The following is a 22,051-nucleotide window of genomic DNA, read 5'->3' as shown; positions in this document are numbered from 1 at the left end:
CCCACCCCGGTTCGCCCACTCGACAGCGAAGTCTTCCAATCGAAGGGACGAGGGTGACGTCATGGGCAAGGCGACGATTCTGATTGTCACGTCCAGGTGGGACACCACGGCCTACGCCGCGGCCGAGATCCTGCGCAGGAACGGCCGGGAGTCGGCTTTCTTCTACCCCGAGGACATCCCGCTGCGCGCACGGATCGACTCGGTGTTCCGACAGGGGAAGTGGTCGAACAAGCTGCACACCGAAGACGGGTTGATCGACCTCGACGACATCAAGGCCGTCTGGTGGCGGAAGCCCTACGTGTCCCGTCCGTCGAAGTCGCTCTCCAGGGTGGAGTTCCCCTACGCCAGGCGGGAGAGCGAGTACGCCACGAGGGGGCTGTGGGAGCTGCTCCTCAGCGATCCCGAGGTCTACTGGATGAGCGACCCGCACAACATCCGCAAGGCGGGCAACAAGATGGTCCAGATGACCAAGGGCGCGGCCCACGGCCTCACCTCGCCCAAGACCATCATCACCAACGATCCCGAGGACGTGCGCAGGTTCTACGACGAGTGCTCCGGCAAGATGGTCTTCAAGTCCATGACGGGACCGTTCCTGCTGCCCGGGGAGGTGGAGGACGAGTACATCCCCGAGACCTTCGTACCCGGCATGCCGCTCGTCCGACCGTTCACCGACGAGGACATGGAGCACGTCGACAGCGTGCGGCAGAGCGCCTGCATGTTCCAGGAGCTCGTGGAGAAGAAGCACGAGTTGCGGGTCACCGTCTTCGAGGACCAGATCTTCACCTGCCGGATCGAGTCCCAGGAGAACGAGCTCACCCGGCACGACTGGCGTCGCCAGGACTCGCTGCCCAGGGCGACCGCCGGGGAGCTGCCCGACTCGGTGGCGAAAGCCTGCCTGAAGCTGCTCGACGAGTTCGACCTGCGCTTCGGGGCTTTCGACTTCATCGTGACGCCCGACGACGAGCACGTCTTCCTGGAGGTGAACCCGAACGGCCAGTGGCTGTTCGTCCAGGAATGGGTGCCACAGCTGCGCCTCATGCAGGCCTTCGTCGACATCATGGTGCGGAACTCGTGACGGGGGCACCGCCGTTCCCCGCCGGGCCACCCCGCCCGATGTCGTGAGGTCCCGGTGACGACCCGCCCAGCGTCAGGTACCTCCTCCTCGGAACAGCTCCTCTTCGGTGGTCGCCTGCTCTACCTGGACGGCTCCGACACCCATGACGGCGCTTCGACCCGGCTCGGCCTGTGGTCCGTGGTGCGGGCCCTGCCCCCGCTCGTCCGCACCACCGTCCGCCTCGCGGGGGAGGTCGACGCCGCGGCGGTGTGGTTGGTCGCCTGCGCCCAGATCGGGCGCGGCGTCGCGCAGGCGGTCGGTCTGGTCGCCGTCAACGCCGTGCTGGCCGCTGTGCTGGCAGGCGGCGACGCGACCGACTGGCTGAGCCAGGCCGCGCCGTCGCTGGTGGTGGCCGCGGTCACCGCGGTGCTCGGTGCCGCGCTCACCGCCGCCTCCACCTACGGTTCGGGGCGGCTGCAGCCCAAGGTCGAACGAGCCGCCACCGAGCAGTACCTGGCGTGCGCCTCGCGCGTGGAGCTGGCCGCGCTCGAGGACGACCAGTTCCGCAGGCTGCTCGACACCGCCCAGTACGGTGCGACCGCCGCCCGCCGAATGGTCGACCACTGCACGCGCGTGATCACCGCGCTGCTCTCCACGGCCGCCGCCGGGAGCGTGCTCACCGTGCTGCACCCGGTGTTGCTGCCGCTGCTGGCCCTGGTGATCGTCCCGCACACGTGGGGAACGCTCGTGATGGCCCGCCGCCGCTACGAGAGCTTCCAGACCTGGGTGCAGCACACGCGCGCGGGCCGGGTCCTCAGCACGGAGCTCACCGCCTTCGAGGCCGCGCCGGAGATCCGGGTCCACCGGGTGGGCCCGTTCCTGCTCGAGCACTTCCGCAACATGTCCGCCGCCTCCGAGGCCGAGCAGACCCGACTGGCCGGGCTGGACGCCCGCACCGGCCTGTGGGTCGCTTCCTGGACCGGGCTCGCCACCGCCGCCACCTACCTCGCCCTGGGCGCCCTGGCCTGGAACGGCGCCATCGCCACGTCCGTCGCGGGGACCGCTGTGCTCGCCATACGCACCGGCACGAGCGGCCTCGGCGGCATGGTGCAGGCGGTCAACCAGCTGTACGACGAGAGCCTGTTCATCGCCGATCTCCAGCGGTTGCGCGCCCGAGCCGCCGAGTGGGCCATCCCGGCCGGTGGTCTGGACGTGCCGGAACACCCCCGCCGCATCACGTTCGACCAGGTCACCTTCCGCTATCCCGGCACCGGTCCGGCGGCGCAGCCCGCGCTCGACGACGTCTCGCTCACCATCCCGAGGGGGCGGATCACCGCTCTGGTCGGGGAGAACGGCTCGGGCAAGTCCACCTTGGTGAAGTTGCTCGCCGGCCTCTACCTCCCGGACAGCGGCAGCGTCGTGTGGGACGACGTCCCCACCCGTCAGGCCGACCGGCAGCAGGTGTTCGACCGGATCGCCATGGTGGCCCAGGACTTCAAGCGCTGGCCCTTCACCGCCAGGGTCAACGTCGCCATCGGCGCCCCCCGCGCTCCCGACGACGACGGCAGGCTCAGCGCCGCCGCCGACCAGGCGGGGGCCACCCCGGTGATCGAGGGCCTGCCCCGTGGCTGGGACACCTTGCTGGCCAGGGGGTACAAGGGCGGCCACCAGCTCAGCGGCGGCCAGTGGCAGCGCCTGGGCGTCGCCAGGGCCCACTACCGCCACGCCCCCGTCCTCGTCGTCGACGAACCCACCGCCGCGCTCGACGCCCGCGAGGAGCAGCGGGTGTTCGACCAGATCCGCGGACTGGCCGAGGGCGGGCAGACCGTCATCCTCATCACCCACCGGATGGCGTCCGTGCGCCACGCGGACCTGGTGCACGTGCTCCACCGGGGCAGGCTCGTCGAATCGGGCACGCCGGACCAGCTGTTGGAGCTGCCCGAGGGGCATTTCCGCGGCCTTTACGAGATCCAGGCCGCCCAGTTCGGCCCGAGAGCCGGTCGTGCGCGCCGCGAGGACCGGTTGCCGGTGGAGGCGGACCTTTCCTGAACTCGTCGCTCCAGTGGTCCGGCGTGGTTCGAAGCCACAGGAGTTGGACGCGCGTCAGCGTCAGGCGCTCGGCGCGGTGGCCGCGCCTGCCCGCTCCGGAACCGCGGTGGCGGGGCGGTGGGTGGTGGCCAGCAGGATCAGCCACACGATGAGCAGGATGGCCGCCGGGCGCAGGTACGGTTCCGGCAGGGAGTGCGCCACGAAGGTGTAGCCGCCCAGCCACGTCCCGGTGATCGCGCCCACGATCCGCACGACCGCCACCCGGTGCACCAGGGACGCCGTCGCGATCCAGAGGCCTGCCAGGATGTGGCCGCCAAGGCGGATCTGGTCGGGCAGTTCGGCGGGCACCTCGTTGATCAGGAGCGCACCGGCCAGCACGTCGAGGGTGATCCAGCCGAATCCCGCCGCCTTGGCCCACATCGGAGCGTCCATGCGGGAGATCAGGAACAGGATCGCGAGGTGGAACAGGACGCCGGGGTACTCCGCCCAGCGGGCGCCGGGGTCGACGAAGAAGGACACCAGCGGCGGCAGGAACAGCAGCAGGGGCAGAATTGCGATGGTCCGGAAGCCGAGGTATTCACGGTCGGAGCTGAGCACGGCGATGCCTTCCACGGTCGTCCAGCGGCTGAGTCACGCGTCAACGTAGAGGGAGGGTGTTGACATGTCAACATGGAAGCCGGGGGAGGCAACTGCCCTTTGGCTGCTGTGGAAACGTGTCAGCGAGGGTATCCGAGCCGGGGTCATCAGCGACATGACAGCGCAGACGGGAGTCTCCGAGCCCGAGCTGACCGTCATCGTGAAGGTCGACGAAGCAGGCGGCACCCTGCGCCAGAACGCGATCGCCGCACGACTGGGCTGGGACCGCACACGCCTGTCGCACCTGCTGACCAGGATGGAAGCACGCGGGTACGTCGCTCGGCAGAAGGTCGCGGGCGGCGTGGAGGTCACGTTGCTCCCCCCGGCGCAGGCGGTGCTCCAAGCATCGGTGCCCGGCCTCGAGAAGTCCGCGCGCAAGCACCTCGTGGACCGGCTCGACCCCGACGAGGCGGCGGCGCTCGGCCGCATCCTGCGCCGCCTCGCCGGGGACTGACCGGGCGCGATGGAGAACGCTCGACCGACGACGCGAGTAACGTGATCTTCATGCCCATCACCCTCCCCGCCCTGCACCACATCGGCATCGTCGTGCCCGACAGCGCGGCGGCCGCAGCCGATTTCGCACGCCGATGGGGTGTCACCGCGGGCGAGCCGTTCGACCTGAACCTGTCGGAAGCGCTGTTCCGCGGCGTGCCGACCGACGTCTCGGCGCGATACCGCTTCATCGACTCCGGCGCCTCGCAGATCGAGCTGATCGAGCCGCTCTCGTCGTCGTCGCCGTACACCGAGTTCCTCGAAGGACGCGGGGAAGGCGTTCACCACCTGGCCTACTTCGTCGCCCGCATCGACGCCTACCTGGGCGGCCTGCGCGACGCGGGCGAGCCGGTCGACGTGCTGTTCGACGCCGTCATCCCTGGCCAGGGTCGCTTCGTCTACCTGGAAGGACTCGCCAACGGCCCGATCGTCGAGCTGGTCGAGATGGTTGCCCCCTGAGCGGGAGCCGAGTCGCCGAACCAGTCGGCCGCGGCCTGGACGAACGCGGCGCGGTCGAACCCGTGCTCGCCCGCCCGGGCGACGACGCCGTCGGGACGGACGAGCACGGCGGCGAAACCGAGGTCGTCCCCGGCCTGCCCGGCCGCGTACCGCACCCGGTCCGCCCACCCCGTCACCGACCCTCGCAAGCGCTGGTCGGCGGTGAAGTCCAGGGCGACACCCCGTCCGCCCCGGAGCAGGTCGGCCAGGCGGGTGCCGTCCGCCGAGCGGAACTCCGGGGCGTCGCGGCCGACGACGGGCTGGTCGCTGCCGAGGTCGTAGCGGATCGACAGCCCGGACAGCCTGCCGTAGACGTAGGTCGCCCCGTCGCGGGTCGCGAGCAGGTCGCGGAGCACGCCCTGGAGCGCTTGGGCGTAAGGACCCGGCTGGATGACCGCCACTTGGACGCGCGTCCAGTCGAGCACCTGCGCCCCGATCGGGTGGCGTTCGCGGGTGTAGGTGTCCAGCAGCCCGTCCGGCCCGTGTCCGCGCACGGCGGCGGCGAGTTTCCATCCCAGGTTCAACGCGCCACCGAGGCCGAGGTTGAGCCCTTGATCACCTACTGGGCGGTGAGCGAAGGCCGGTAGGAACTTCCGGCGAAGTGGTCACCGCGGTGCGGCAACTGTCCGATGTGGACGGGTTCGTCCGCGAAGACGTTCAGCGCGGCCGGGCAGGCCCTCGCGACCCCGGCATCGCCCACGAGCACGTCTAGGCGGCAGAACCACGCGGCCACGACCGGTCGTGCCAGGTTCGCACACCGAGTCACGTCCGGAGAGGTCGCCTCCGACGGATTCCGCCTGCGGTACTCCGGGCTGAAACCGATTACCTCGTGAGGGGTCCGTCGACGGGGATGGCGGGGATCGGCTTCGGCGGTGAGGTTCGCCAGCCGGGTGGCCATGATCGCGGTGGGGAAGCCCCCAGGTCGTCAAGACGTTCGACGACATCCGGGTCGAACACCTGCGGCTCAACGCCCGAAGCGCGGCAGCGCCCGCGACGCCACCCAGGCTGGTTCCCTGCCTCGCGCGCCGGACCGGACAGCGAACCGGGAACAGTCCTGCCTACAGCTGCGTGACGCCGCCGTCGACGAGCAGTTCCGCGCCGGTGGTGAAAGCGCTCTGGTCGCTTGCCAGGTAGAGGGCGGTGGCGGCGACTTCGTCGGGACGGCCCACGCGACCGAGCGGGCTCAGCGGGGCGGGTTCGGCCGTGGTGGGCCGGTCGCCGTGCGGGAGAGCGGCGCGGAGCTCGTCCCCGCCAGGAGTTTCGACCGGGCCGGGGGTGAGGGCGTTGACGCGGATTCCCCGGTCGGCCAGCTCGGCGGCCCAGGTGCGGGCGAGGCTGCGGATCGCGGCCTTGGTGGCGGCGTAGACCCCCAGGCCGGGAACGGCCCGCAGGGCCGCGCTGGAGGACAGCAGCACCACCGAGGCACCGGCCGTCAGCAGCGGCAGCGCTTTCTGCACGGTGAAGATCGTGCCCTTGAGGTTGATCGAGGTGGTGCGGTCGTACTCCCGCTCGGTGATCGTGCCGAGCGGGCCGTACTCCCCGACCCCGGCGTTGGCCACCACGACGTCCAAGCGACCGCTGCGGTCCGCGATCTCGGCGAAGAGCCGGTCGAGGTCGCCCAGGTCCGAGACGTCGCCCCGGACGGCCACAGCTCGGGGGCCGACCTGCGCGACGGCGGCGTCCAACTCGGCCTCGCGGCGGCCGGTGAGGTAGACGGTCGCGCCCTCGGCGGCGAAACGGCGGGCGATCGCCAGGCCGATGCCGCCGGTGGCGCCGGTGACGAGGGCGTTCCGGCCGTCCAGCTGTCCCATGAGACTCTCCCATTCCTTGACGTAACTATTTTTGTTACACCGACGAGCGCGGAACACGACTCCCCCACCAGGGGAGTCAGTGCTCCGAGGTCAGGCGGCCTTCAGGACGTCCCGCAGCACGTCCTCCAGCGTGGTCTTGGCCAACTCCCCGCGCAGGGCGGCCTCCACCTCGTCGTACACGGCGGCCATCACCGGCCCGATGCCGTGACCCACCACGCACTCGGGGTCCGGCGTCGCGGGGTGCAGGGCGAAGAGCGGCCCCGGCTCGATCGCCCGGTAGACGTCGAGCAGGGTGATCGCCGCCAGGTCCCGCGTGAGCATCCACCCCGCTCCCGCGCCCCGGCGAGAATCGGCCAGGCCCGCCTTGCGCAGCTCGGCCAGCAGTCGGCGGATCACCACCGGGTTGGTGTTCACGCTCGTCGCGATCTGCTCGGAGGTGGCGACCTCGTGGCCACGCCGCCGGTACAGCCCGATCCACGTCAGGGCGTGCGCCGCGATGGTCAGCCGACTGTTGGCGCTCACGTCGCGCTCCACCTCCCCGTTCGCCACTCCTGGTCGTAACGATAGTTGTTACGACGGCGTGCGGCAAGTGCCGGGGTGCGGCCACTCCCCCGCGCTGGACCGCCCCAGGCGGGCCGGGGCCACCTCCGTGGTCAGAGGAGGCCACCGGCGTCCGCCTGCGCCCTGGTCAGGAAGCGAGGTGGAGTCGGAGCCGGGAGGAGACGACTTCCTCGGGTGTGGCGTCCGGGAAGTGCGTCACGTACTGCCCCGACGGGGAGATCAGGTAGCTCATCGCGGTGTGCGGAACCCGATACCCGCCCGCCTCCTCGGGATCGTCCACGCGGGCGGCGAACGCCCGGAACTCCCGCATGGCCGACTCGATTTCCGCCGTGGTCCCGGTGAGCCCCGTGAAGCCGGGGTAGGAGCTGAGGAACTCCCTCATCACGGCGGGTGTGTCCCGGTCCGGGTCCACCGTGATGTACAGGGCGTCGACCCGATCGGCCAGATCACCGAGGTCCTTCAGAATCGCGGAGAAACGCCGCAGGGCGCGTGGGCAAACCGATCTGCAGTGGGTGAACCCGAAGAGCACGAGACGCCACCGGCCCTGGAAGTCCCTTTCGGTCACGTGCTGTCCGAAGTGGTCGGTGAGCGAGAACCTCGGATTGGTCGGCGCGCTCATGACACCCGCTTGAAGGTGAACTCCTGGTGTTGGTAGGGGGATCTGAGGATGACATCGGCGGCATCGGTCCAGAGGTCCACCGGTTCGTGCTGCTCCGTCGACACGGCGGCGTCCTCGATGGTGGCGAGCACGCGGTCGTCGGTGCTGACGGTCCAGCGGCCGTTCCCGCGGACGCGCGAGACCGCCACGGTGCCGTCACCCGGCACCCCGGCTACTCGGCGAAGCCGGACGCGCAGCGAGCCGTCGACGAACTCGGCCCGGCTGACGTCGACATCGCGGTCCACCGCCGTGAGCGCGGGCTGCCGGAAACGATCGCGGTCCCACGGTTCGTTGAACAGGGTCCACAAGCCGTCCTGGACGTTCAACCGCGCGTAGCCCAACAGCACGTTCCCGCTCATGGGTTCGATCTCCGTGCGGTTGCCGCGTTCGTCGGTCAGCGCGTCGTTGCGCGGGTAGTACAGGCCGCCGTCCCGCCTGCTCGGGTTCATGAACCTGTCGGCGTGGTCGAGCAGACCGCCGGAGGTGTTCTCGTCGCCCATCTCCGATGCCCACGCCGCGACCCAGCCGAAGTCGCAGCTGTCGACGACGACGGGTTCCCCCATCATCTCCTCGGGCGGCGACGAGGGCACGAACAAGGTTCCTTCCGGGCCCACCGCCACCAGCTTCGTGATCTGGTGGGGGTAGTTGGAGCGCACGAACCCGCGGTTCCACATGTTCATCAGCGCACCGCACCACGCGTCGACCCACGGCGCGTTGAGAGCGTTGGGAAGAACCTGCCGGGAATCCTGCAGGATCATCATGTTGTAGTGCCCGTTCGAGTCCAAGCGGCCGAAGTCGCGCCACGCCCTCTCGTAGCCCGCGACCACCTCCTCCGCACGGCTTCCGCCGGTGATCAGGTCGTGCAGCCGGAAGCCCAGGATCGCGGGTTGGTTGCAGATCTGGAAGACGCAGTTCGGCTCGCAGGCCACCCCGAGGTAGCCGTTGCTCACCATCTGCCAGTAGATGTGCTCGTTGAGCTTCTCCCGGTCGTAGGGAAAACGCTTGCGTTCCCCACCCCAGAACGGTGACCAGTACTGGAACGTCAGCGATCCCTCGGACGCGTACCGGTCGCTGTCGAACAGGTAGTCGTGCAGCAGCGCCATCGACTGGACGTAGGCGCTGTACATGATGTTGTCCCGCGCCACCGGATCCCACTCCTCACCGAGCGAACCCGCGAGTGCCGCGTTGAAGACGCTGCCGCCCCGCCCCACATCCCTCCAGTACATCCAGACCTCGGGGAGCAGGATCTTGTCGATGAGCCGCTGGATCACGGGCTGGAAGAGACCCGGCGCCGCCGGGAGCCGGTTCCGGTGCGTCAGAGCGAGGGCGTAGGCCATGTACGCGAGCTGGAAGCGGTATCCGCCGAAGTCCTCCTGGTTGGCCCCCTTTCCCTGCATCAGGGACCAGTCGTTCGGCTGGCGCCGGGAGAGGTTGTCGAAGTGTCGTAGGTGGCCCAACTGCTCATCGGTGAGTGCGGTGGACATTCGGCTCCTGAATCCTCGATTCCTTGGTGCGACGTAGTCGCTCGACTCGATCCGGACCGCGTGGGTCCGTCACCGGTGTCCGGTGGCCTACCGCGCCACCGACGCCTCGGGCGTGCCCCGGCCCTGTCCGACACCTGCCCAGCGACCGCGCAGGAGGATCCCTGCGGCCATCCCCAGAGCGGAGAGGCTGGCACACGCGAGCAGACCCATGCGCAAGCCCGGCGCGTCTTCCACGCCGTTGGCCAGTGTTCCGCCGTTCATCGCGGACGCGACCACCGTCGCGAGAGCCACGCCCACAGCGCCACCGATCTGCTGCATGGTGATCACGAGGGCCGATGCCACTCCGTGCATGCTTTCGCCGACACCGCTCATGGCCGCGATCGTGGCTCCCGGATAAGCCAGGGCGATGCCCGAGGTCATGACCAGGGAAGCCGGGATGATCACCGCGAGCACCGGCCCCACCAGCCCGGTGAGGGCGTACGTCGCGGTGGCGGTCGCCACCAGCGCGGAGCCCAGGACGAGTCCCGTCCGCGCTCCCGACCGAGTGACCAGTCGGGCCCCTCTCGGCGAGGCGATGATGGAAAGCACCGCGGTCGGCAGGAAGACGACGCCCGCGGCGAACGGTCCGTAGTGCTCGATTCCCTGCAGGTACGAGGACACGATGAAAATGGCCGCGGAGACGCCCGCGAAGAACGTGAACGCCACGAGGTTGGCCGCCTGCACGCTCCGCGAACCGACGAGGGCTCGTGGCAGCTGCCGCGTTCCACGTACTCGCCCGGTGACCACGAGGCAGACCGTCAGGGCCAGGGCGGCTGCCAGGCACGCCGCGGCGACCACCGGATGCGCCGTGATCGAGCCGATGCCGTGGACAGCCGCGAGCAGCGCCATGGTGCTGATCAGCGGTCTGGCGAGGGACCGCGGCCGCAGACCGGTCGCGTTGTCCTTGTCGTCGGGGAGGACGGAGTACCCGGTGCCGAGGATGAGCAGCGCCATGACGACGAAGATCGCGAACCCGGAGCGCCAGCCGAACAACTGCGTCAGCCCGCCCGTGACGATCAGCCCGGCGGCGTAGCCGCTGCCGCCCACCGCCGCCCAGAAGCCCAGTGCGCGGTTTCGCACCGGCCCTTCGGGAAAGGTGGTCGTGATGATGGCCATGGCTCCCGGAACGGTGAACGCGGCCCCGATCCCTTGGACGACGCGGCCGGATATGAGCATGACCGGGTTCACGGCCACTGTCGCGATGAGCGATCCCAGGCCGAAGATGCCGACGGCCACCAGGAAGGCGCGCCGACGGCCGACCGCGTCGGCCAGCTGCCCGCCCAGCAGCAGCAATCCGCCGAACGCCACCAGGTAGGAACTCGCGACGAGCTGGGAGGCGTCAGGAGTCAACCGGAGGTCGGCCGTGATCTGCGGTAGCTGCACGTTGACGTTGGCGAGGTTCATCCCCTCGAAGAGCATCGTCGTGCAGAGCACCCCCAGAACGTTCCGCTGTCCCGAGGAGAACTTCTCGGCGGCATCGTTCGGCGACGCCTCTTCCGTCCCGCCCCCTCCTGCGGCCCTCATGCCCGCGAGCCCCTGATGTCGTTCTCACCGGAGGGCTTCGAGCCGGTTTCCCCACCGGCCACGCGCGCGGCGGCCATCTCGTAGAGGCCGCTGTCGCCGTCGATCGGCCCGGTTCGCCCCACAACCCATTTCCTGATGCGCCAACCGTTTTCGGTGCGGATCAGCTCCAGCTGCCACTTCCCGCGCATGGCGCAGTAGTCGACAGGCCCCGGAGCGTCCCGCAAGTGGTGATAGGCGAGCACATACGCCTGGCAACGCGCGAGGTCGCCTTCCAGATCGATCCGGATGTTGGACACCACGTGGTCGGTGGCGTCGAACCCCTCCAGCGCGTTGCGCGCCCCGTCGACCAACTCCTCGACGGCCACTTCCCTGGGCGGGGAGCCCAGGTGCGCGGACAGGTCGACCACCACCTGCGAGGCGAAGATGCGCGGGAACAGGTCCCAGCCGCGCTCGTCCTGCGCATACGCCAGCGAAGTGACCAGATCGCTGATCGTGATGCGGTCGACCACATGGTCACCGATAGCCGACGTCATGCAACCACTCGATTCTTTGTCAGTTTGATCTGCCGTCCAACGTTCACGGAGCGGTCCGGCACCCGACGTCGTCGACCGGTCCGCGGATCGCCCGCAACCACGACACCGGGACCGAAACCGATCCGCTCGCGTCGGCGTGGAGAATTCACCCGTACCTGTCGACGCCCCGTCGGCCGCGACCGCGTCAACGCTTCCCGGATCGCCGGTCCCGCTCGCTGGTCCGGCTCCACCACCTCCGACGGGGCAACCATGCCACGGCGGCGAAAGATCGTGAATTTCTGTTGCCGAAGCCGCAAAAGCGAGTACCCCACGAGCGCAGACGCACCAGTCATGGCGCGAACGGGAGTAGTCGGCCATCGCGCGCCCGATGACCTCACGGGTGACCAGTTCAACGCCGGGCATTCGCCGTGCTCGGACAGCGGAGGGCAGCGTCGGGGTGGACCTCTACTCACGCATCGCCGCCCCGACGAACCGGTGCACCGCCGTCCTGTTCGGCGACGGCGGTCCAGATCCCCCCGAGATTTTCCCCAGAGCGCGGGGACAGCATCGCCCCGGCAGGCAACGACGTCACGGCCGACATCGAAGTGCCGTCGACCGATGCGTCGCGCGAGGTTGAGCAGGTCAGTGCGCTGCGGCGAGCGCGAACCCACGACTCCGCTCGCAGTCGGCCGGGCGTCACCGCGATATTCCGACAGACCCATCAGAGAGGGGTTGCAGCGTGAAACTGCTCATCACTTGCGCCGTGGCGTCGATTGCGGCTTTGTTCTCGACAGCAGTCGTCACGCCCGCGTCCGCCGTGACCCAGCCCTCCGCGCTGACCGGCGAGCGGTGGCGGTTCCACGCCCAGTACAACGGCCTGGTCATGGACGCCGCCAACTCCGGTGGACATGGCAGCGCCGTTCAACTGTGGCCGTCGAACGGCACCGCCGCCCAGGTGTGGGTGCAGGAGAACGCACGCGAAGGGGGCAACTACCTCCACCCGTCCTACGACTGGGGGTTGTGCCTGGACTTCGACGGAGACCGCGGCTGGGGAGTGCCGATGAAGGTCAACCGCTGTGACGGCAGCGCCTCCCAACGTTGGCATTTCTTCATCCACAGCGCGGGCGGTTACGAACTCGCCACGCACACCGATCGGGCCTTCGTCCTCGACGTGCCGAACTCCAACTTCGCCGCCGGGCAGCAACTGCAACTGTGGGGCCCCAACAACGGCGTCGCGCAGCAGTGGAGCATATGGGGCGCGTAGCCGTCAGCCCCGGAGGAGGACGAGGAGCCCCTGGTGAGGCCGGATCCGCGAAGATCGAGTCCGAGCCGGGGGCTCCTCGTGATCACCTGTCGTGCCGCACTCGACGTGTCCCTCGAACTCGCCGACGCCGCGCCCGCCCGCTGCGTGCGGAACGGTTCCTCGACCCCGTCAGGCGCGAAGCCGCCGACTGACCGCTCATCGCCGAAGAGCACCACCTGCCAGTGGTGCCGGACCGACGACTGCGCACCCAACCGGCTGGCGGTATGCCCTCTGAGCAGCGGGTTCGGCACGACCTGAACACTTTCGCCGCGCGTTGGCAAAGACGGGGTGCAAGGGCGAAGCGAACCGAGGAGCTTCATGTCGTCAGACGCGGAACTGATCGACAGATCACTGCGCGGAGACACCAGTGCCTTCGTGGAAGTGATCAGGCGTCACGAGACGGCGATCGGGAACTACCTCGCGCGCAGAGTGGGCCGCCAGGCCGCCGAGGACGTGCTCGGCGACGTGTGGGTGGCGGCCTACGAGTCCAGGGCGACCTATGACCGCTCGTACCCCGGAGCCAGGCCCTGGCTGTACGGGGTCGCGCTGAACAGGTTGCGGCGGCACTGGCGGTCCGAACCCGCCGAGGAACCCACGCCGGACCTGACCCGCGTGGCGCACGACTGGGATCCCTGGCCCGCGGTGGATGCCCGCGTGGACGTGCAGGCGCCGCTGCGCCGGGCTCTGGCCCGGCTCAAACCGGAGGAGCGGGAAGTCCTGGGCCTGGTCGCCTGGGAGGACCTGACCGTCGCGGAGGCCGGGCGGGTGCTCGACATCCCGGCGGGCACGGCTCGCCGCCTGCTGCACCAAGCTCGCAAGGCGCTGCGAGAGGCTCCGGAAGTGGCCGCGCTGCTGCAAGTCCCGACGACGTGAGAAGACGACACATGGACGAAATGGATCTGATGAAGAAGCTGAGCGATGTGCCATCCCCCAGTCCTGAGGCCTACGACCGCGCTCGCGCGGTGTTGGAGACGGCGGTGGCGGAACCCGTGGACACCGTCGTGCGACCGAAGCGCTGGTTCTCCTGGCCCAGGGCGGGCGTCGCCGCCGTGGGCGCGGCGGCCGTCGCCGCGACCGTGGTGATGGGCGTGACGGGCGGCAGCGCCCCGACCGGCACCTCCACCGAGGCGGCCTCGCCGGTGGTCGAGTCACCGCTGGTGAAACTGGCCTCCGAGGTCAAGGCCGCCGCCGCGCAGCCGGGTGATTCCTCGCTGGTCATCGCCACGAAGACCGCGCCGGACAACTCGCGCCACGTCTACTACACCCTCTACACCGACAAGGGCCAGATCTTCACGGGGGACTCGACGACCCTGGCGTCCTCGGTGACCAGGAACGACGACCAGGCCACGCCGTACAACGCGAAGGTGATGGCGGCCGCCCGCGAAGCCGCGAACGGCGACGTGGAGAAGGCCAGGATCGCGATGATCACCGCCGCCAACAACGCCCTGGGAGTCGGCCTGGACCCCGCCGCGGCGGACAAGGCATGGGCGGACACCCAAGCGGAGGTCGCGGAGACGTTCCGCAAGCTCGGCAAGGAGGTTCCCGCGCCCAGGCCGCGTCCGACGGGCAAGGAGCTGGAGAACCGCATCAACAACCACCTCTGGAGCAATGCCACGTACGCGCTGGTCGTCGGTGCCGCCAACACGGAGGTCCGCGCGGGTGTGCTGAAGCTGCTCGCGACCATCAAGGAGGTGACCGTCGGCGAGACCGACCTCGACGGCCAGCGCGTGCTGACCATCACCGCGAGCCCCGACATCCTGGGCGGCAACGCTTCGGCGGTGCTGACCCTCAACGCCGACAACGGCCTGCCCATCCGCGACGAGGTCTTCCCGGCCAAGGACTCGCCGCAGCCGTCGAAGCACGCCGTGGTGAGCTACGAGTCGTCCCGCGTGAGCCTCGCCGACGTGGCCGCGGGCAAGATCTGATCTCCCGCTGAACCGCCTTTGGGAGGGCAGGCACACGCCTGCCCTCCCAAAGGCGGTTCATGCCACGGGCGCGCCCGGCCCGGTCGAGCCGGTGCGATCTCCTGCCGACGACGACAACGCGGCCTCAGCCGGGTTCGCGTCCGCGCACGTCCCGCGGCCGCGAAACGAACAGGCTATCCGCTAAACTGGAGGTCTGCCCCGAAGCTCGACCGGAAGAGGCGTTGCACATGACCGAAGAGCTCGCGACAGGCAAGCGGGTCGACGCCAGGCGGAACCGCGCCAGGATTCTCGACGTCGCCCGCGAGGCGCTCGCGGAGACCGGCGACCTCCCGTCGATGGCGGAGATCTCCCGGCGGGCCGGGGTCGGCATGGCCACCCTCTACCGCAACTTCCCCGGACGGCCGGAGCTGGTCGAGGAGCTGTACCGCTCGCAGGTCGACGACATCTGCGCCTCGGCGAGGACGGCAGGCGGAGACACCCCCGGTGAGGTGCTGTTCTCCTGGCTCAGGCGCTTCCACGCGGCCGGAGCGCGCAAGGGTCCGCTCGCGACGCTGCTGCTGGAGGACTCCGACGGCGACAGCGCCGTGCTCAACGAGAGCCGGTCACGCGTGATCGCCGCGGCGCAGCCCCTCTTCGACGCGGCCTCGGCCAGCGGCGAGGTGCGTGACGACGTGTCCCCGGGCCAAGTCCTCGACGCCATCGTCGCACTTGAGCGCGTCCGCGAAGATCCGACCTCGAACACCTCGATGATCCAGGTGTTGTTCGACGGTCTTCGCAGGTAGAGACCCTCACTGCGCAGTCTTCTTGCAAACGGACAGCCTCTCCGATACTTTGTGGAGAGGCTGTCCGTTTGCGTCGGGCAGCGGTTCCGCCCCGAGAACGAGAGGACCGGAGATGAGTGTTCAGCCGTTGGACGCAGTCGCCACCACCCCGCCGATCGCCGAGGAAGCCCGTCGAGACGTGCCCGAGTTCGTGCTCTCCGGCGACCGGCGGATGTGGATCGGCGGCGAGTGGGTGGCCGCGGCGTCCGGCCGGACCCTGCCCAACACCGACCCGGTCACCGAGCACCCCCTCGCGACCGTTCCCCGCGGCGATGCCGCTGACGTCGACGCGGCGGTGCGGGCGGCGAAGAAGGCTTTCACGGACCCGTCCTGGGCGGAGATGACCCCCGACCGCCGTGGCCGGATCCTCAACCAGATCGCCGACGTCATCGAGCGGCACGCCGAAGAGCTCGCGACGATCGACTCGGTGAACATGGGCGCGCCGCGCCTGATCACCCGCACCATGCTGGCCGAGGCCGGTGAGGTCTTCCGCTACTACGCGGGCTGGCCCACCAAGCTCTTCGGCACGCAGGTCCCCACCCGTGGCGACCGGCTCGCCTACACCCGCAAGGAACCGCTGGGCGTGGTGGGCGTCATCTGGGGCTGGAACGGCCCGATGGGCCAGCTTCCCGGCAAGCTCGCCCCGGCACTGGCCGCGGGCAACACCGTCGTCCTCAAGCCCGCGGAGACGGCCTCGCTGAGCACGCTGCGCCTGGCCGAGCTGCTCGCCTCCACCGACCTGCCCGACGGCGTGGTCAACGTGGTGACCGGGCGAGGTGACGAGGCCGGTCAGGCGCTGGTCGCGCACCCGGACGTCGCCAAGATCGCCTTCACCGGTTCCACCGCCACCGGCAAGCACGTGCAGAAGACCGCCACCGAGACGCTCAAGCAGGTCACCCTCGAACTCGGCGGCAAGTCGCCCTCCGTCGTGTTCGCCGACGCGGACCTCGAGCGCGCCGCTCGCGGTGTCGCCGCCGGATTCCTCGGCAACGCGGGCCAGGCCTGCGTCTCGACGACGCGCATCTTCGTCCAGGAGAGCGTCCGCGACGAGTTCGTCGAGCTGCTGAAGCAGGCGATGACCACCGTGTTCACCCCCGCGGACTCGCTGTCGTCCGGGACCGTGGTGGGGCCGCTGTCGACCAGGGCCCAGTTCGACCGGGTCAGCTCGTACCTGGAGCTCGCCGTCGAGGAAGGCGCGAACGTGGTCACCGGCGGCACCCGCTACGGCGACCGCGGTTACTTCATCGCGCCGACCCTGCTCGACGACGTGACCCCGGACATGCGCGTGGTGCGGGAGGAGATCTTCGGGCCGGTCGGCGCGTTGATGACCTTCACCGATGTCGACGACGCGATCGCGAAGGCCAACGACACCGAGTACGGCCTGGCCGCGTCGATCTGGACGACCGACCTCACCACCGCGCACCGCATGGCCGCGGCGGTCCAGGCGGGCACGGTCTGGGTGAACACGTGGGGCGAGATGAGCACCGGCAACCTCCCCTTCGGCGGCTACAAGCAGTCCGGCCTCGGCCGTGAGGGCGGTCTGGAAGTCCTCGACGCCTACACCCAGTCCAAGGCCGTCGTCGTCGCCCTGTAGTTCCGCCAAGTCCCCTGCAGTCCCGCGAAGTCCGCGGATCAGGCCGAACCCGCCCGAAGGCGCACCGGCGCAGCTCGAACCGGCCGCTCCCATCCGCGCTCTTCCGGCGCGCATACCGATTTCGGTGAACACCCGCGAATTCCGGGGTGTCTTGCGCATGCCCATCTCACCCGCAGGCGAACGCTGTGGCGGCCCCACCGGTCGGGCGCCGCCACAGCGTTCACCCCCTCCCCGGAAGGAACTCCGATGACCGCCACCCGGCCGAGCCGGTACTCCGGACTGCGGTTGATCATCGCCCTCGGTGCGATGGTCGCCCTCGGACCGCTCACCATCGACATGTACCTGCCCGCGCTGCCCTCGATCGCCGACGACCTCGGCACCACGGCGGCCTCGGTCCAGTTGACGCTGACCGGCAGCCTCCTCGGCCTCGGGCTCGGGCAACTGCTCGCGGGCCCGTACTCCGACGCCGTCGGCAGGCGCCTCCCCCTCGTCCTGGGCACGGTCCTGCACGTGCTCACATCGGTGCTGTGCGCGTTCACCACCGACATCACCACGCTCACCGTCCTCCGCGTCGCGCAGGGCCTCGGCGCCGCGGCCACGACGGTGGTGGCGATGGCCATGGTCCGCGATCTGCACGAGGGAAGCACGGCGGCGAGGATGATCGCCCACCTCATGCTCGTCACGGGCGTCGCCCCCGTTCTCGCCCCCTCGCTCGGCAGCGCGGTGCTGCTCGCCGGGTCCTGGCGGTGGGTGTTCGGCGCGCTGGCGTTCATCGGCGCCGCGCTGATCGCGGTGGCGGTGTTCGCGGTGCCGGAGACCCTGCCCGCGCAGCGCCGGAAACCCCTTGCGCCGCGTTCCGTGTCCCAGGGCTTCCGGACCGTTCTGCGCGATGGCGACTTCGTCCTGCTGACCCTGGCGGCCGGACTCGCCTTCGGGTCGATCTTCGCCTACATCTCCGGGGCACCGTTCGTGCTGCGGCACCAGTACGGCCTGGACGAACAGGAGTTCGGCCTGGTGTTCGCCCTCGGCGCCGTCGCGCTCGTCGGCGGCACGCAGCTCAACCCGTTGCTGCTGCGCCGGTTCACGCCTCTGCGCATCATGTCCTCCGCCACCGTCGTCGCGACCACCGCTGCCTGCGTCCTGATCTTCGCCACGGCGGTGCGGCCCGGATCACTGGCCTGCTTGCTCGTCCCGCTCGCCGTCGTGATCGGCAGCATCGCGCTCGTCACGCCGAACGCGACGGCACTGGCGCTCTCGGGCCACGGCCAAGCCGCGGGCACCGCGGCATCGGTGCTGGGAGCGATCCGGTTCGCACTGGGATCAGCCATCGCACCCCTGGTCGGCGTGCTCGGCGGCGACAGCACCGCCACCGCGGTGGTCATGGCAGGCAGTGCCGCGACCGCGTTTCTGCTCGTCCTGAGGTTGCGGTCGCGCCAGCGGCCCGCCCGCCTGCCGGTGGCGGTCGTGAGCGCGCAGATCAGCGCCCCTGCCGCCTGACAGCTCCCACGGGACGCCGGTGCGGAGTCTCCATCAGCCCCGGAGCGACTCGTTGCCGTCGTACCGGGTCAGCACGAAGTCGACGTCCTTGTCGCCGCGCCCCGACAGGTTGACCAGGATGCGTTCGGTGGGCGGCCTGCCTGCTGCCAGGCGGATCGCGAACGCGAGGGCGTGCGCGCTCTCGAGCGCCGGGACGATCCCCTCCGACCGTGCGACGCGGAGGAACGTGGCGACTGCTTCCTCGTCGGAAACGGTGTCGACGGACAACCGGCCGGACTTGCTCAGCATGGCCATCTCGGGGCCGACACCGGGGTAGGCGAGCCCGGAGGCGATCGACATCACCGCGGCGGGTCCACCGTCGTCCCGCCGCAGGACGACGGACGAGGCCCCGTGCAAGGTCCCCGGACGCCCGAAGGTCAGCGTGGCCGCGTGCTGACCGGGCTCGGCACTCCTGCCGAGGGGTTCGACCGCGTGCAGGGCGACCTCGGGATCGTCCAGGAAACCGGAGTACAGCCCGAGCGCGTTCGAGCCGCCTGCGACGCACGCGACGACGTGGTCGGGCAGCGCTCCGCCGGTGATCGAGAGGAACTGCGCACGCGCCTCCTGCCCGACCACCGACTGGAAGTCGCGAACGATCATCGGGAACGGGTGTGGTCCGATGGCCGAACCTATCCCGTAGAGGGCGTGGGCGTGCTGCTCGGCGTAAGCGTGCATCGCCGAGTCGCTGGCCTCCTTCAAAGTCGACTGACCGGCGGCCACCGGGACGACCTGTGCCCCCAGCAGGCGCATGAGGCTCACGTTCGCGTTCACCTTGTCGGCGTCGACCGCGCCGATGTGCACTTCGCATTCGAGCCCGAAACGGGCTGCCGCGCTGGCGAGCGCGACGCCGTGCTGGCCCGCGCCCGTCTCGGCGATCAGCTTGCGCTTGCCCATCTTCACGGCGAGGAGCGCGAACCCCACGCAGTGGTTGATCTTGTGCGCACCGGTGTGGTTGAGGTCCTCGCGTTTGACGTAGATCCTGGCGCCACCCAGCTGGTTCGAGGTGTTCTCCAGGTGGTGCACCGGCGTGGGCCTGCCCTGCAGACCGACGCGGACGGTGTCGAGCTCGTGCCGGAACTCCGGCGATGCCCGCAGTTCCTCGTACGCGCCGGTGAGTTCCTCGAGCGCGGGCCTCATGCGCTCAGGCCAGTGGTTGCCGCCGAAATCCCCGTAGTAGCCATTGGCGTCGGGAGAGCGGCTGACGTGGTTGCTGCTGTGCGACATCGTGACCACCTTTCAGGAAGGTCGACGGTAGGCACGGCCGAGTCCGGAGTCTTGAACAGGATGTGCGCCACGGCCGCTCAGCGGCTGGAGCGGCCCACGCCGCGCGACAGCGCTCCCGGCGGCACGCCGAACACCTTCTTGAACTCGCGGGTGAGGTGTGGTTGATCGGAGAAGTCCACCATCTGCGCGACGTCGTTCAGCCCGAACCCGGCGCAGATGAGCTCCCTGGCACGGGCGACGCGGACCTGACGGGCGTAGGTCTGCGGGGGAACACCGATCGTCTGCCTGAAGGAGCGGGCGAGGTGGCTCGGGTTGACCCCGATCTGGCGCGCGAGGTCGTCCGTGCGAGTCGAGCGCGCGTCGCCCCGCCTGATGAGCAGGCACGCCATTCGCGCGATCGACATCGGGGTCGACGCGGGGGACTCGACCGAGAAACTGCATTCCCGCAGCAGCCGCCGGAGGGATTCCTCGATCGACGCGCTGTCGGCGATCGGTGCCGACAGCGCGTCGACCAGCTCGCGGGTCGTTCGGCTTCGTGTCACCACACCGGTGCGCGTGGTTCGGATCTCGCCCGGCCGGACCGGACCGGTGCAGCTGTCGAGGAACGCCTCCGATGGGTAGAGGACGTCGTACCGCGCGGGGCCCCCCGCGCTGCTGCCCGCGTGCACTTCGAACGGGTTGAAGAAGAACACGTCGCCCGCGCGGACGGTCCCGCTCCAGCGGCTGGACCGGATGTGCGCGGTTCCGCTCGTGACGGCCACGACCGAGTACGTGTCATGCAGGTGCGGGTCGAAGTCCACCGCCGCCGCCCGCGCACGGAGGAGATCCACGTGCTGGAGCGCGAACGTCATCGAGTCGACCCGTGTCACAGCGGGAAATCCTCCGCGCGGCCTCCCCCGTCGCGGCCACCGGCGCACCTCGCGCATCGACGGCCTTCGCGACAGGGCCTGGACCAACCGGTCGGCGCGGCGGCGACCGACCTCGCGCCGGGCTCGTGGACCGGCTGGGCCTGCCGTCCGGCCGTCGCCTGCTTCATGTGCGTCCTCCGCGGCGTCAGCCGTCATCAAAGCACGCCGCGCATCGTCTCCGGGAAGTCCCCAGCTCTCGGGACGGCCGGTGGCGCGCCGTCCCGGCCGCCGTCACAACGCGAGGCGCCGCACCCGGCCACGCTTTCCGGAACGAGGCGGAGTCACGCCTGGACGAGGTCGGGGTCCGGGGCGACTCCGGTGGCGGAGGCCGTGACCCGCCAGAGGTCGCGCGCGAGCACCGGGTCCTGCGCGGTCGCCGAGCGGCGGGCGGGCCCTGCCGGACCGCGGATCTCGAACGGGCCGGTGGGCCCCAGGTAGCTGCCACCGGTCCGGCAGCACGAGCAGGCGTGCTCGCCACGTGCTCCGGCGGGTGAGGGCGTTGTTCAACAGCTCCGATGACCCTGTTGCCCAATTGCATGCGGCATGAGCGAGCTCGAGCCCGGCCACGTAGGAGATTCGGGCCGGCGCGAGTGGTGTTCCGTTCCACCGGGCGTCGAGTCGGATCAGGGTGACGGCGGCGGCGGTGAAGACGTGCGCGAGATGCGTTTTGGCCAGGCTTCTGCGGCGTGAGCGGCGTACTCCGGTGACGGCGACGGCTTGGTGGATGGTGCCCTCGACACCGGCACGGGCGGCGTGGCGTTGCTCCCACTCCTGGGCGGCCTGCTCGGCCCGGACACGTTCGAGTGGAGCGTTCTGCTCCTGCCTTGCGGCCGAATGACAACCGCACGCCCAGGTCGTCGGCGAGGGTGGCGAGCTGCGCGGAGGTGTACTGGCAGCCGCGGTCGGCGTGGAAGATCACGCCGGGTTCGGGGCGGCGGTGGCGCACGGCGTTGTCCTGGGCCTGGGCGACCAGGCCGGTGCGCAGACGGTCGGCGGTGGCCCAGCCGACCACTCGGCGTGCGGCGATGTCGATCACTGTGACCAGGTGGAGCCGGCCTTCCCCGGTGTGGATGCGGGTGGTGTCCCCGCACCACCGGGTGTCGACATCCTTGGCGGCGCAGGATGAAGCCTCGCCGGATCAGATCCGCGGGCACGGTCGCGGCGGGATCGGCGACGGTGGTGATGGTGCGCCACCGCTCGGGGGCGCGTCCCGCGCGTCCCGCTTCGCGCAGGAGCCGGGCGACGCGCTTGCGCGAATGCCGACGACCTCGTGCCCGCAGCTCGGCGTGCACCCCGGCCGCGCCACAGGGCCCCCGCGACTCGTCGTGGATCGCGACGACCTCCGCGGTCACCTCGGCGTCCTGTCGTGCACAGGCGGTGGACGCGGCGGTGCGGCGGGCGTAGCAGGCGGACCGGGAGACC

The 22,051-nt window shown here is 70.1% G+C and carries 20 protein-coding genes and 4 pseudogenes; 10 read left to right on the top strand and 14 right to left on the bottom strand.

The window, feature by feature from the left end:
- Positions 1 to 61: 61 nt before the first annotated feature.
- Together JOF41_RS05430 and JOF41_RS38140 are read left to right on the top strand one after the other, a co-directional pair.
- On the top strand, positions 62 to 1,075 hold the full coding sequence (locus JOF41_RS05430) for an MvdC/MvdD family ATP grasp protein (protein WP_209616600.1): 1,014 nt from the start codon (positions 62 to 64) through the stop codon (positions 1,073 to 1,075).
- Between the two features lie 54 nt (positions 1,076 to 1,129).
- Complete coding sequence (locus JOF41_RS38140) at positions 1,130 to 3,103, top strand: ABC transporter ATP-binding protein (RefSeq protein ID WP_209616597.1); 1,974 nt, start codon at positions 1,130 to 1,132, stop codon at positions 3,101 to 3,103.
- 60 nt (positions 3,104 to 3,163) lie between these two features.
- Here the strand turns inward: JOF41_RS38140 and JOF41_RS05420 are convergent, their stop codons facing one another.
- Complete coding sequence (locus JOF41_RS05420; protein ID WP_229795998.1) at positions 3,164 to 3,715, bottom strand: hypothetical protein; 552 nt, start codon at positions 3,713 to 3,715, stop codon at positions 3,164 to 3,166.
- A gap of 139 nt (positions 3,716 to 3,854) precedes the next feature.
- Here JOF41_RS05420 and JOF41_RS05415 point away from each other — a divergent pair, with 139 nt between their 5' ends.
- Together JOF41_RS05415 and JOF41_RS05410 are read left to right on the top strand one after the other, a co-directional pair.
- The gene (locus JOF41_RS05415) at positions 3,855 to 4,193 is read left to right on the top strand and encodes a MarR family winged helix-turn-helix transcriptional regulator (protein ID WP_229796031.1); all 339 of its coding nucleotides are present in this window, start codon (positions 3,855 to 3,857) and stop codon (positions 4,191 to 4,193) included.
- 50 nt (positions 4,194 to 4,243) lie between these two features.
- Complete coding sequence (locus JOF41_RS05410; RefSeq protein WP_209616594.1) at positions 4,244 to 4,690, top strand: VOC family protein; 447 nt, start codon at positions 4,244 to 4,246, stop codon at positions 4,688 to 4,690.
- On the opposite strand, the gene JOF41_RS05405 is transcribed toward JOF41_RS05410, so the two are convergent.
- From JOF41_RS05405 to JOF41_RS05375, 8 genes and pseudogenes are all read right to left on the bottom strand, one after another.
- Positions 4,630 to 5,130 carry an aromatic-ring hydroxylase C-terminal domain-containing protein gene (locus JOF41_RS05405; protein ID WP_372448520.1) on the bottom strand — a complete coding sequence of 167 codons (501 nt, stop codon included), beginning with the start codon at positions 5,128 to 5,130 and terminating at the stop codon, positions 4,630 to 4,632. The two genes, JOF41_RS05410 and JOF41_RS05405, sit on opposite strands and share 61 nt — an antisense overlap.
- 21 nt (positions 5,131 to 5,151) lie before the next feature.
- Positions 5,152 to 5,292 (bottom strand): annotated as a pseudogene (locus tag JOF41_RS38560) (FAD-dependent monooxygenase); the annotation flags it as partial.
- Between the two features lie 495 nt (positions 5,293 to 5,787).
- On the bottom strand, positions 5,788 to 6,540 hold the full coding sequence (locus tag JOF41_RS05400; protein WP_189225343.1) for an SDR family NAD(P)-dependent oxidoreductase: 753 nt from the start codon (positions 6,538 to 6,540) through the stop codon (positions 5,788 to 5,790).
- A gap of 90 nt (positions 6,541 to 6,630) precedes the next feature.
- Complete coding sequence (locus tag JOF41_RS05395; RefSeq protein WP_307867246.1) at positions 6,631 to 7,062, bottom strand: Rrf2 family transcriptional regulator; 432 nt, start codon at positions 7,060 to 7,062, stop codon at positions 6,631 to 6,633.
- Between the two features lie 166 nt (positions 7,063 to 7,228).
- Entirely contained in the window at positions 7,229 to 7,720 is a 492-nt protein-coding gene (locus JOF41_RS05390) for an SCO family protein (protein ID WP_189225341.1), read from the bottom strand.
- Positions 7,717 to 9,243 carry a linalool dehydratase/isomerase domain-containing protein gene (locus tag JOF41_RS05385; RefSeq protein WP_209616584.1) on the bottom strand — a complete coding sequence of 509 codons (1,527 nt, stop codon included), beginning with the start codon at positions 9,241 to 9,243 and terminating at the stop codon, positions 7,717 to 7,719. The genes JOF41_RS05390 and JOF41_RS05385 overlap by 4 nt, the downstream gene beginning before the upstream one ends.
- A gap of 87 nt (positions 9,244 to 9,330) precedes the next feature.
- Positions 9,331 to 10,806: an MFS transporter gene (locus JOF41_RS05380; protein WP_209616582.1), complete on the bottom strand. Its 1,476-nt coding sequence runs from the start codon at positions 10,804 to 10,806 to the stop codon at positions 9,331 to 9,333.
- On the bottom strand, positions 10,803 to 11,339 hold the full coding sequence (locus JOF41_RS05375; protein ID WP_209616579.1) for a nuclear transport factor 2 family protein: 537 nt from the start codon (positions 11,337 to 11,339) through the stop codon (positions 10,803 to 10,805). The genes JOF41_RS05380 and JOF41_RS05375 overlap by 4 nt, the downstream gene beginning before the upstream one ends.
- A 718-nt stretch (positions 11,340 to 12,057) precedes the next feature.
- On the opposite strand from JOF41_RS05375, the gene JOF41_RS05370 reads away from it, so the two are divergent.
- From JOF41_RS05370 to JOF41_RS05345, 6 genes are all read left to right on the top strand, one after another.
- Entirely contained in the window at positions 12,058 to 12,582 is a 525-nt protein-coding gene (locus JOF41_RS05370) for an RICIN domain-containing protein (RefSeq protein WP_189225337.1), read from the top strand.
- A gap of 420 nt (positions 12,583 to 13,002) precedes the next feature.
- Entirely contained in the window at positions 13,003 to 13,494 is a 492-nt protein-coding gene (locus JOF41_RS05365; protein WP_307867245.1) for an RNA polymerase sigma factor, read from the top strand.
- Positions 13,495 to 13,505: 11 nt separating this feature from the next.
- On the top strand, positions 13,506 to 14,546 hold the full coding sequence (locus JOF41_RS05360) for a hypothetical protein (RefSeq protein WP_229795996.1): 1,041 nt from the start codon (positions 13,506 to 13,508) through the stop codon (positions 14,544 to 14,546).
- Positions 14,547 to 14,773: 227 nt separating this feature from the next.
- Positions 14,774 to 15,328 (top strand): TetR/AcrR family transcriptional regulator, encoded by a 555-nt coding sequence (locus tag JOF41_RS05355; protein ID WP_209616574.1) that lies wholly within the window; start codon positions 14,774 to 14,776, stop codon positions 15,326 to 15,328.
- A gap of 112 nt (positions 15,329 to 15,440) precedes the next feature.
- Positions 15,441 to 16,961, top strand: a complete 1,521-nt coding sequence (locus tag JOF41_RS05350) for an aldehyde dehydrogenase family protein (RefSeq protein WP_209616571.1) — start codon at positions 15,441 to 15,443, stop codon at positions 16,959 to 16,961.
- Positions 16,962 to 17,207: 246 nt separating this feature from the next.
- Positions 17,208 to 18,458, top strand: coding sequence for a multidrug effflux MFS transporter (locus JOF41_RS05345; RefSeq protein ID WP_209616568.1), 1,251 nt, complete (start codon positions 17,208 to 17,210; stop codon positions 18,456 to 18,458).
- 33 nt (positions 18,459 to 18,491) lie between these two features.
- Here JOF41_RS05345 and trpB read toward each other — a convergent pair whose 3' ends face one another.
- From trpB to JOF41_RS38550, 5 genes and pseudogenes are all read right to left on the bottom strand, one after another.
- Entirely contained in the window at positions 18,492 to 19,721 is a 1,230-nt protein-coding gene (gene trpB, locus JOF41_RS05340; protein WP_189225333.1) for a tryptophan synthase subunit beta, read from the bottom strand.
- A gap of 77 nt (positions 19,722 to 19,798) precedes the next feature.
- Entirely contained in the window at positions 19,799 to 20,572 is a 774-nt protein-coding gene (locus JOF41_RS05335) for a helix-turn-helix domain-containing protein (protein ID WP_244990261.1), read from the bottom strand.
- Positions 20,573 to 20,860: 288 nt separating this feature from the next.
- Positions 20,861 to 21,445: pseudogene (locus JOF41_RS36685) on the bottom strand (transposase); the annotation flags it as partial.
- 19 nt (positions 21,446 to 21,464) lie between these two features.
- Positions 21,465 to 21,719: pseudogene (locus JOF41_RS38555) on the bottom strand (DDE-type integrase/transposase/recombinase); the annotation flags it as partial.
- 121 nt (positions 21,720 to 21,840) lie between these two features.
- A pseudogene (locus JOF41_RS38550) lies at positions 21,841 to 21,981 on the bottom strand (IS3 family transposase); the annotation flags it as partial.
- Positions 21,982 to 22,051: the final 70 nt, after the last annotated feature.

The sequence above is a fragment of the Saccharothrix coeruleofusca genome, assembly GCF_017876325.1.
Taxonomy (GTDB): Bacteria; Actinomycetota; Actinomycetes; order Mycobacteriales; family Pseudonocardiaceae; genus Actinosynnema; species Actinosynnema coeruleofuscum.
This window is presented reverse-complemented; position numbering and strand designations above follow the sequence as displayed.

Coding starts and splice junctions, on each gene's coding strand:
- JOF41_RS05390 (WP_189225341.1), bottom strand. CDS start 7,720: ATGAGCGCGCCGACCAATCCGAGGTTCTCGCTCACCGACCACTTCGGA.
- JOF41_RS05430 (WP_209616600.1), top strand. CDS start 62: ATGGGCAAGGCGACGATTCTGATTGTCACGTCCAGGTGGGACACCACG.
- JOF41_RS05350 (WP_209616571.1), top strand. CDS start 15,441: ATGAGTGTTCAGCCGTTGGACGCAGTCGCCACCACCCCGCCGATCGCC.
- JOF41_RS05360 (WP_229795996.1), top strand. CDS start 13,506: ATGGACGAAATGGATCTGATGAAGAAGCTGAGCGATGTGCCATCCCCC.
- JOF41_RS05355 (WP_209616574.1), top strand. CDS start 14,774: ATGACCGAAGAGCTCGCGACAGGCAAGCGGGTCGACGCCAGGCGGAAC.
- JOF41_RS05400 (WP_189225343.1), bottom strand. CDS start 6,540: ATGGGACAGCTGGACGGCCGGAACGCCCTCGTCACCGGCGCCACCGGC.
- JOF41_RS05415 (WP_229796031.1), top strand. CDS start 3,855: ATGACAGCGCAGACGGGAGTCTCCGAGCCCGAGCTGACCGTCATCGTG.
- JOF41_RS05380 (WP_209616582.1), bottom strand. CDS start 10,806: ATGAGGGCCGCAGGAGGGGGCGGGACGGAAGAGGCGTCGCCGAACGAT.
- JOF41_RS05335 (WP_244990261.1), bottom strand. CDS start 20,572: ATGACGTTCGCGCTCCAGCACGTGGATCTCCTCCGTGCGCGGGCGGCG.
- JOF41_RS05410 (WP_209616594.1), top strand. CDS start 4,244: ATGCCCATCACCCTCCCCGCCCTGCACCACATCGGCATCGTCGTGCCC.
- trpB (WP_189225333.1), bottom strand. CDS start 19,721: ATGTCGCACAGCAGCAACCACGTCAGCCGCTCTCCCGACGCCAATGGC.
- JOF41_RS05345 (WP_209616568.1), top strand. CDS start 17,208: ATGACCGCCACCCGGCCGAGCCGGTACTCCGGACTGCGGTTGATCATC.
- JOF41_RS05375 (WP_209616579.1), bottom strand. CDS start 11,339: ATGACGTCGGCTATCGGTGACCATGTGGTCGACCGCATCACGATCAGC.
- JOF41_RS05385 (WP_209616584.1), bottom strand. CDS start 9,243: ATGTCCACCGCACTCACCGATGAGCAGTTGGGCCACCTACGACACTTC.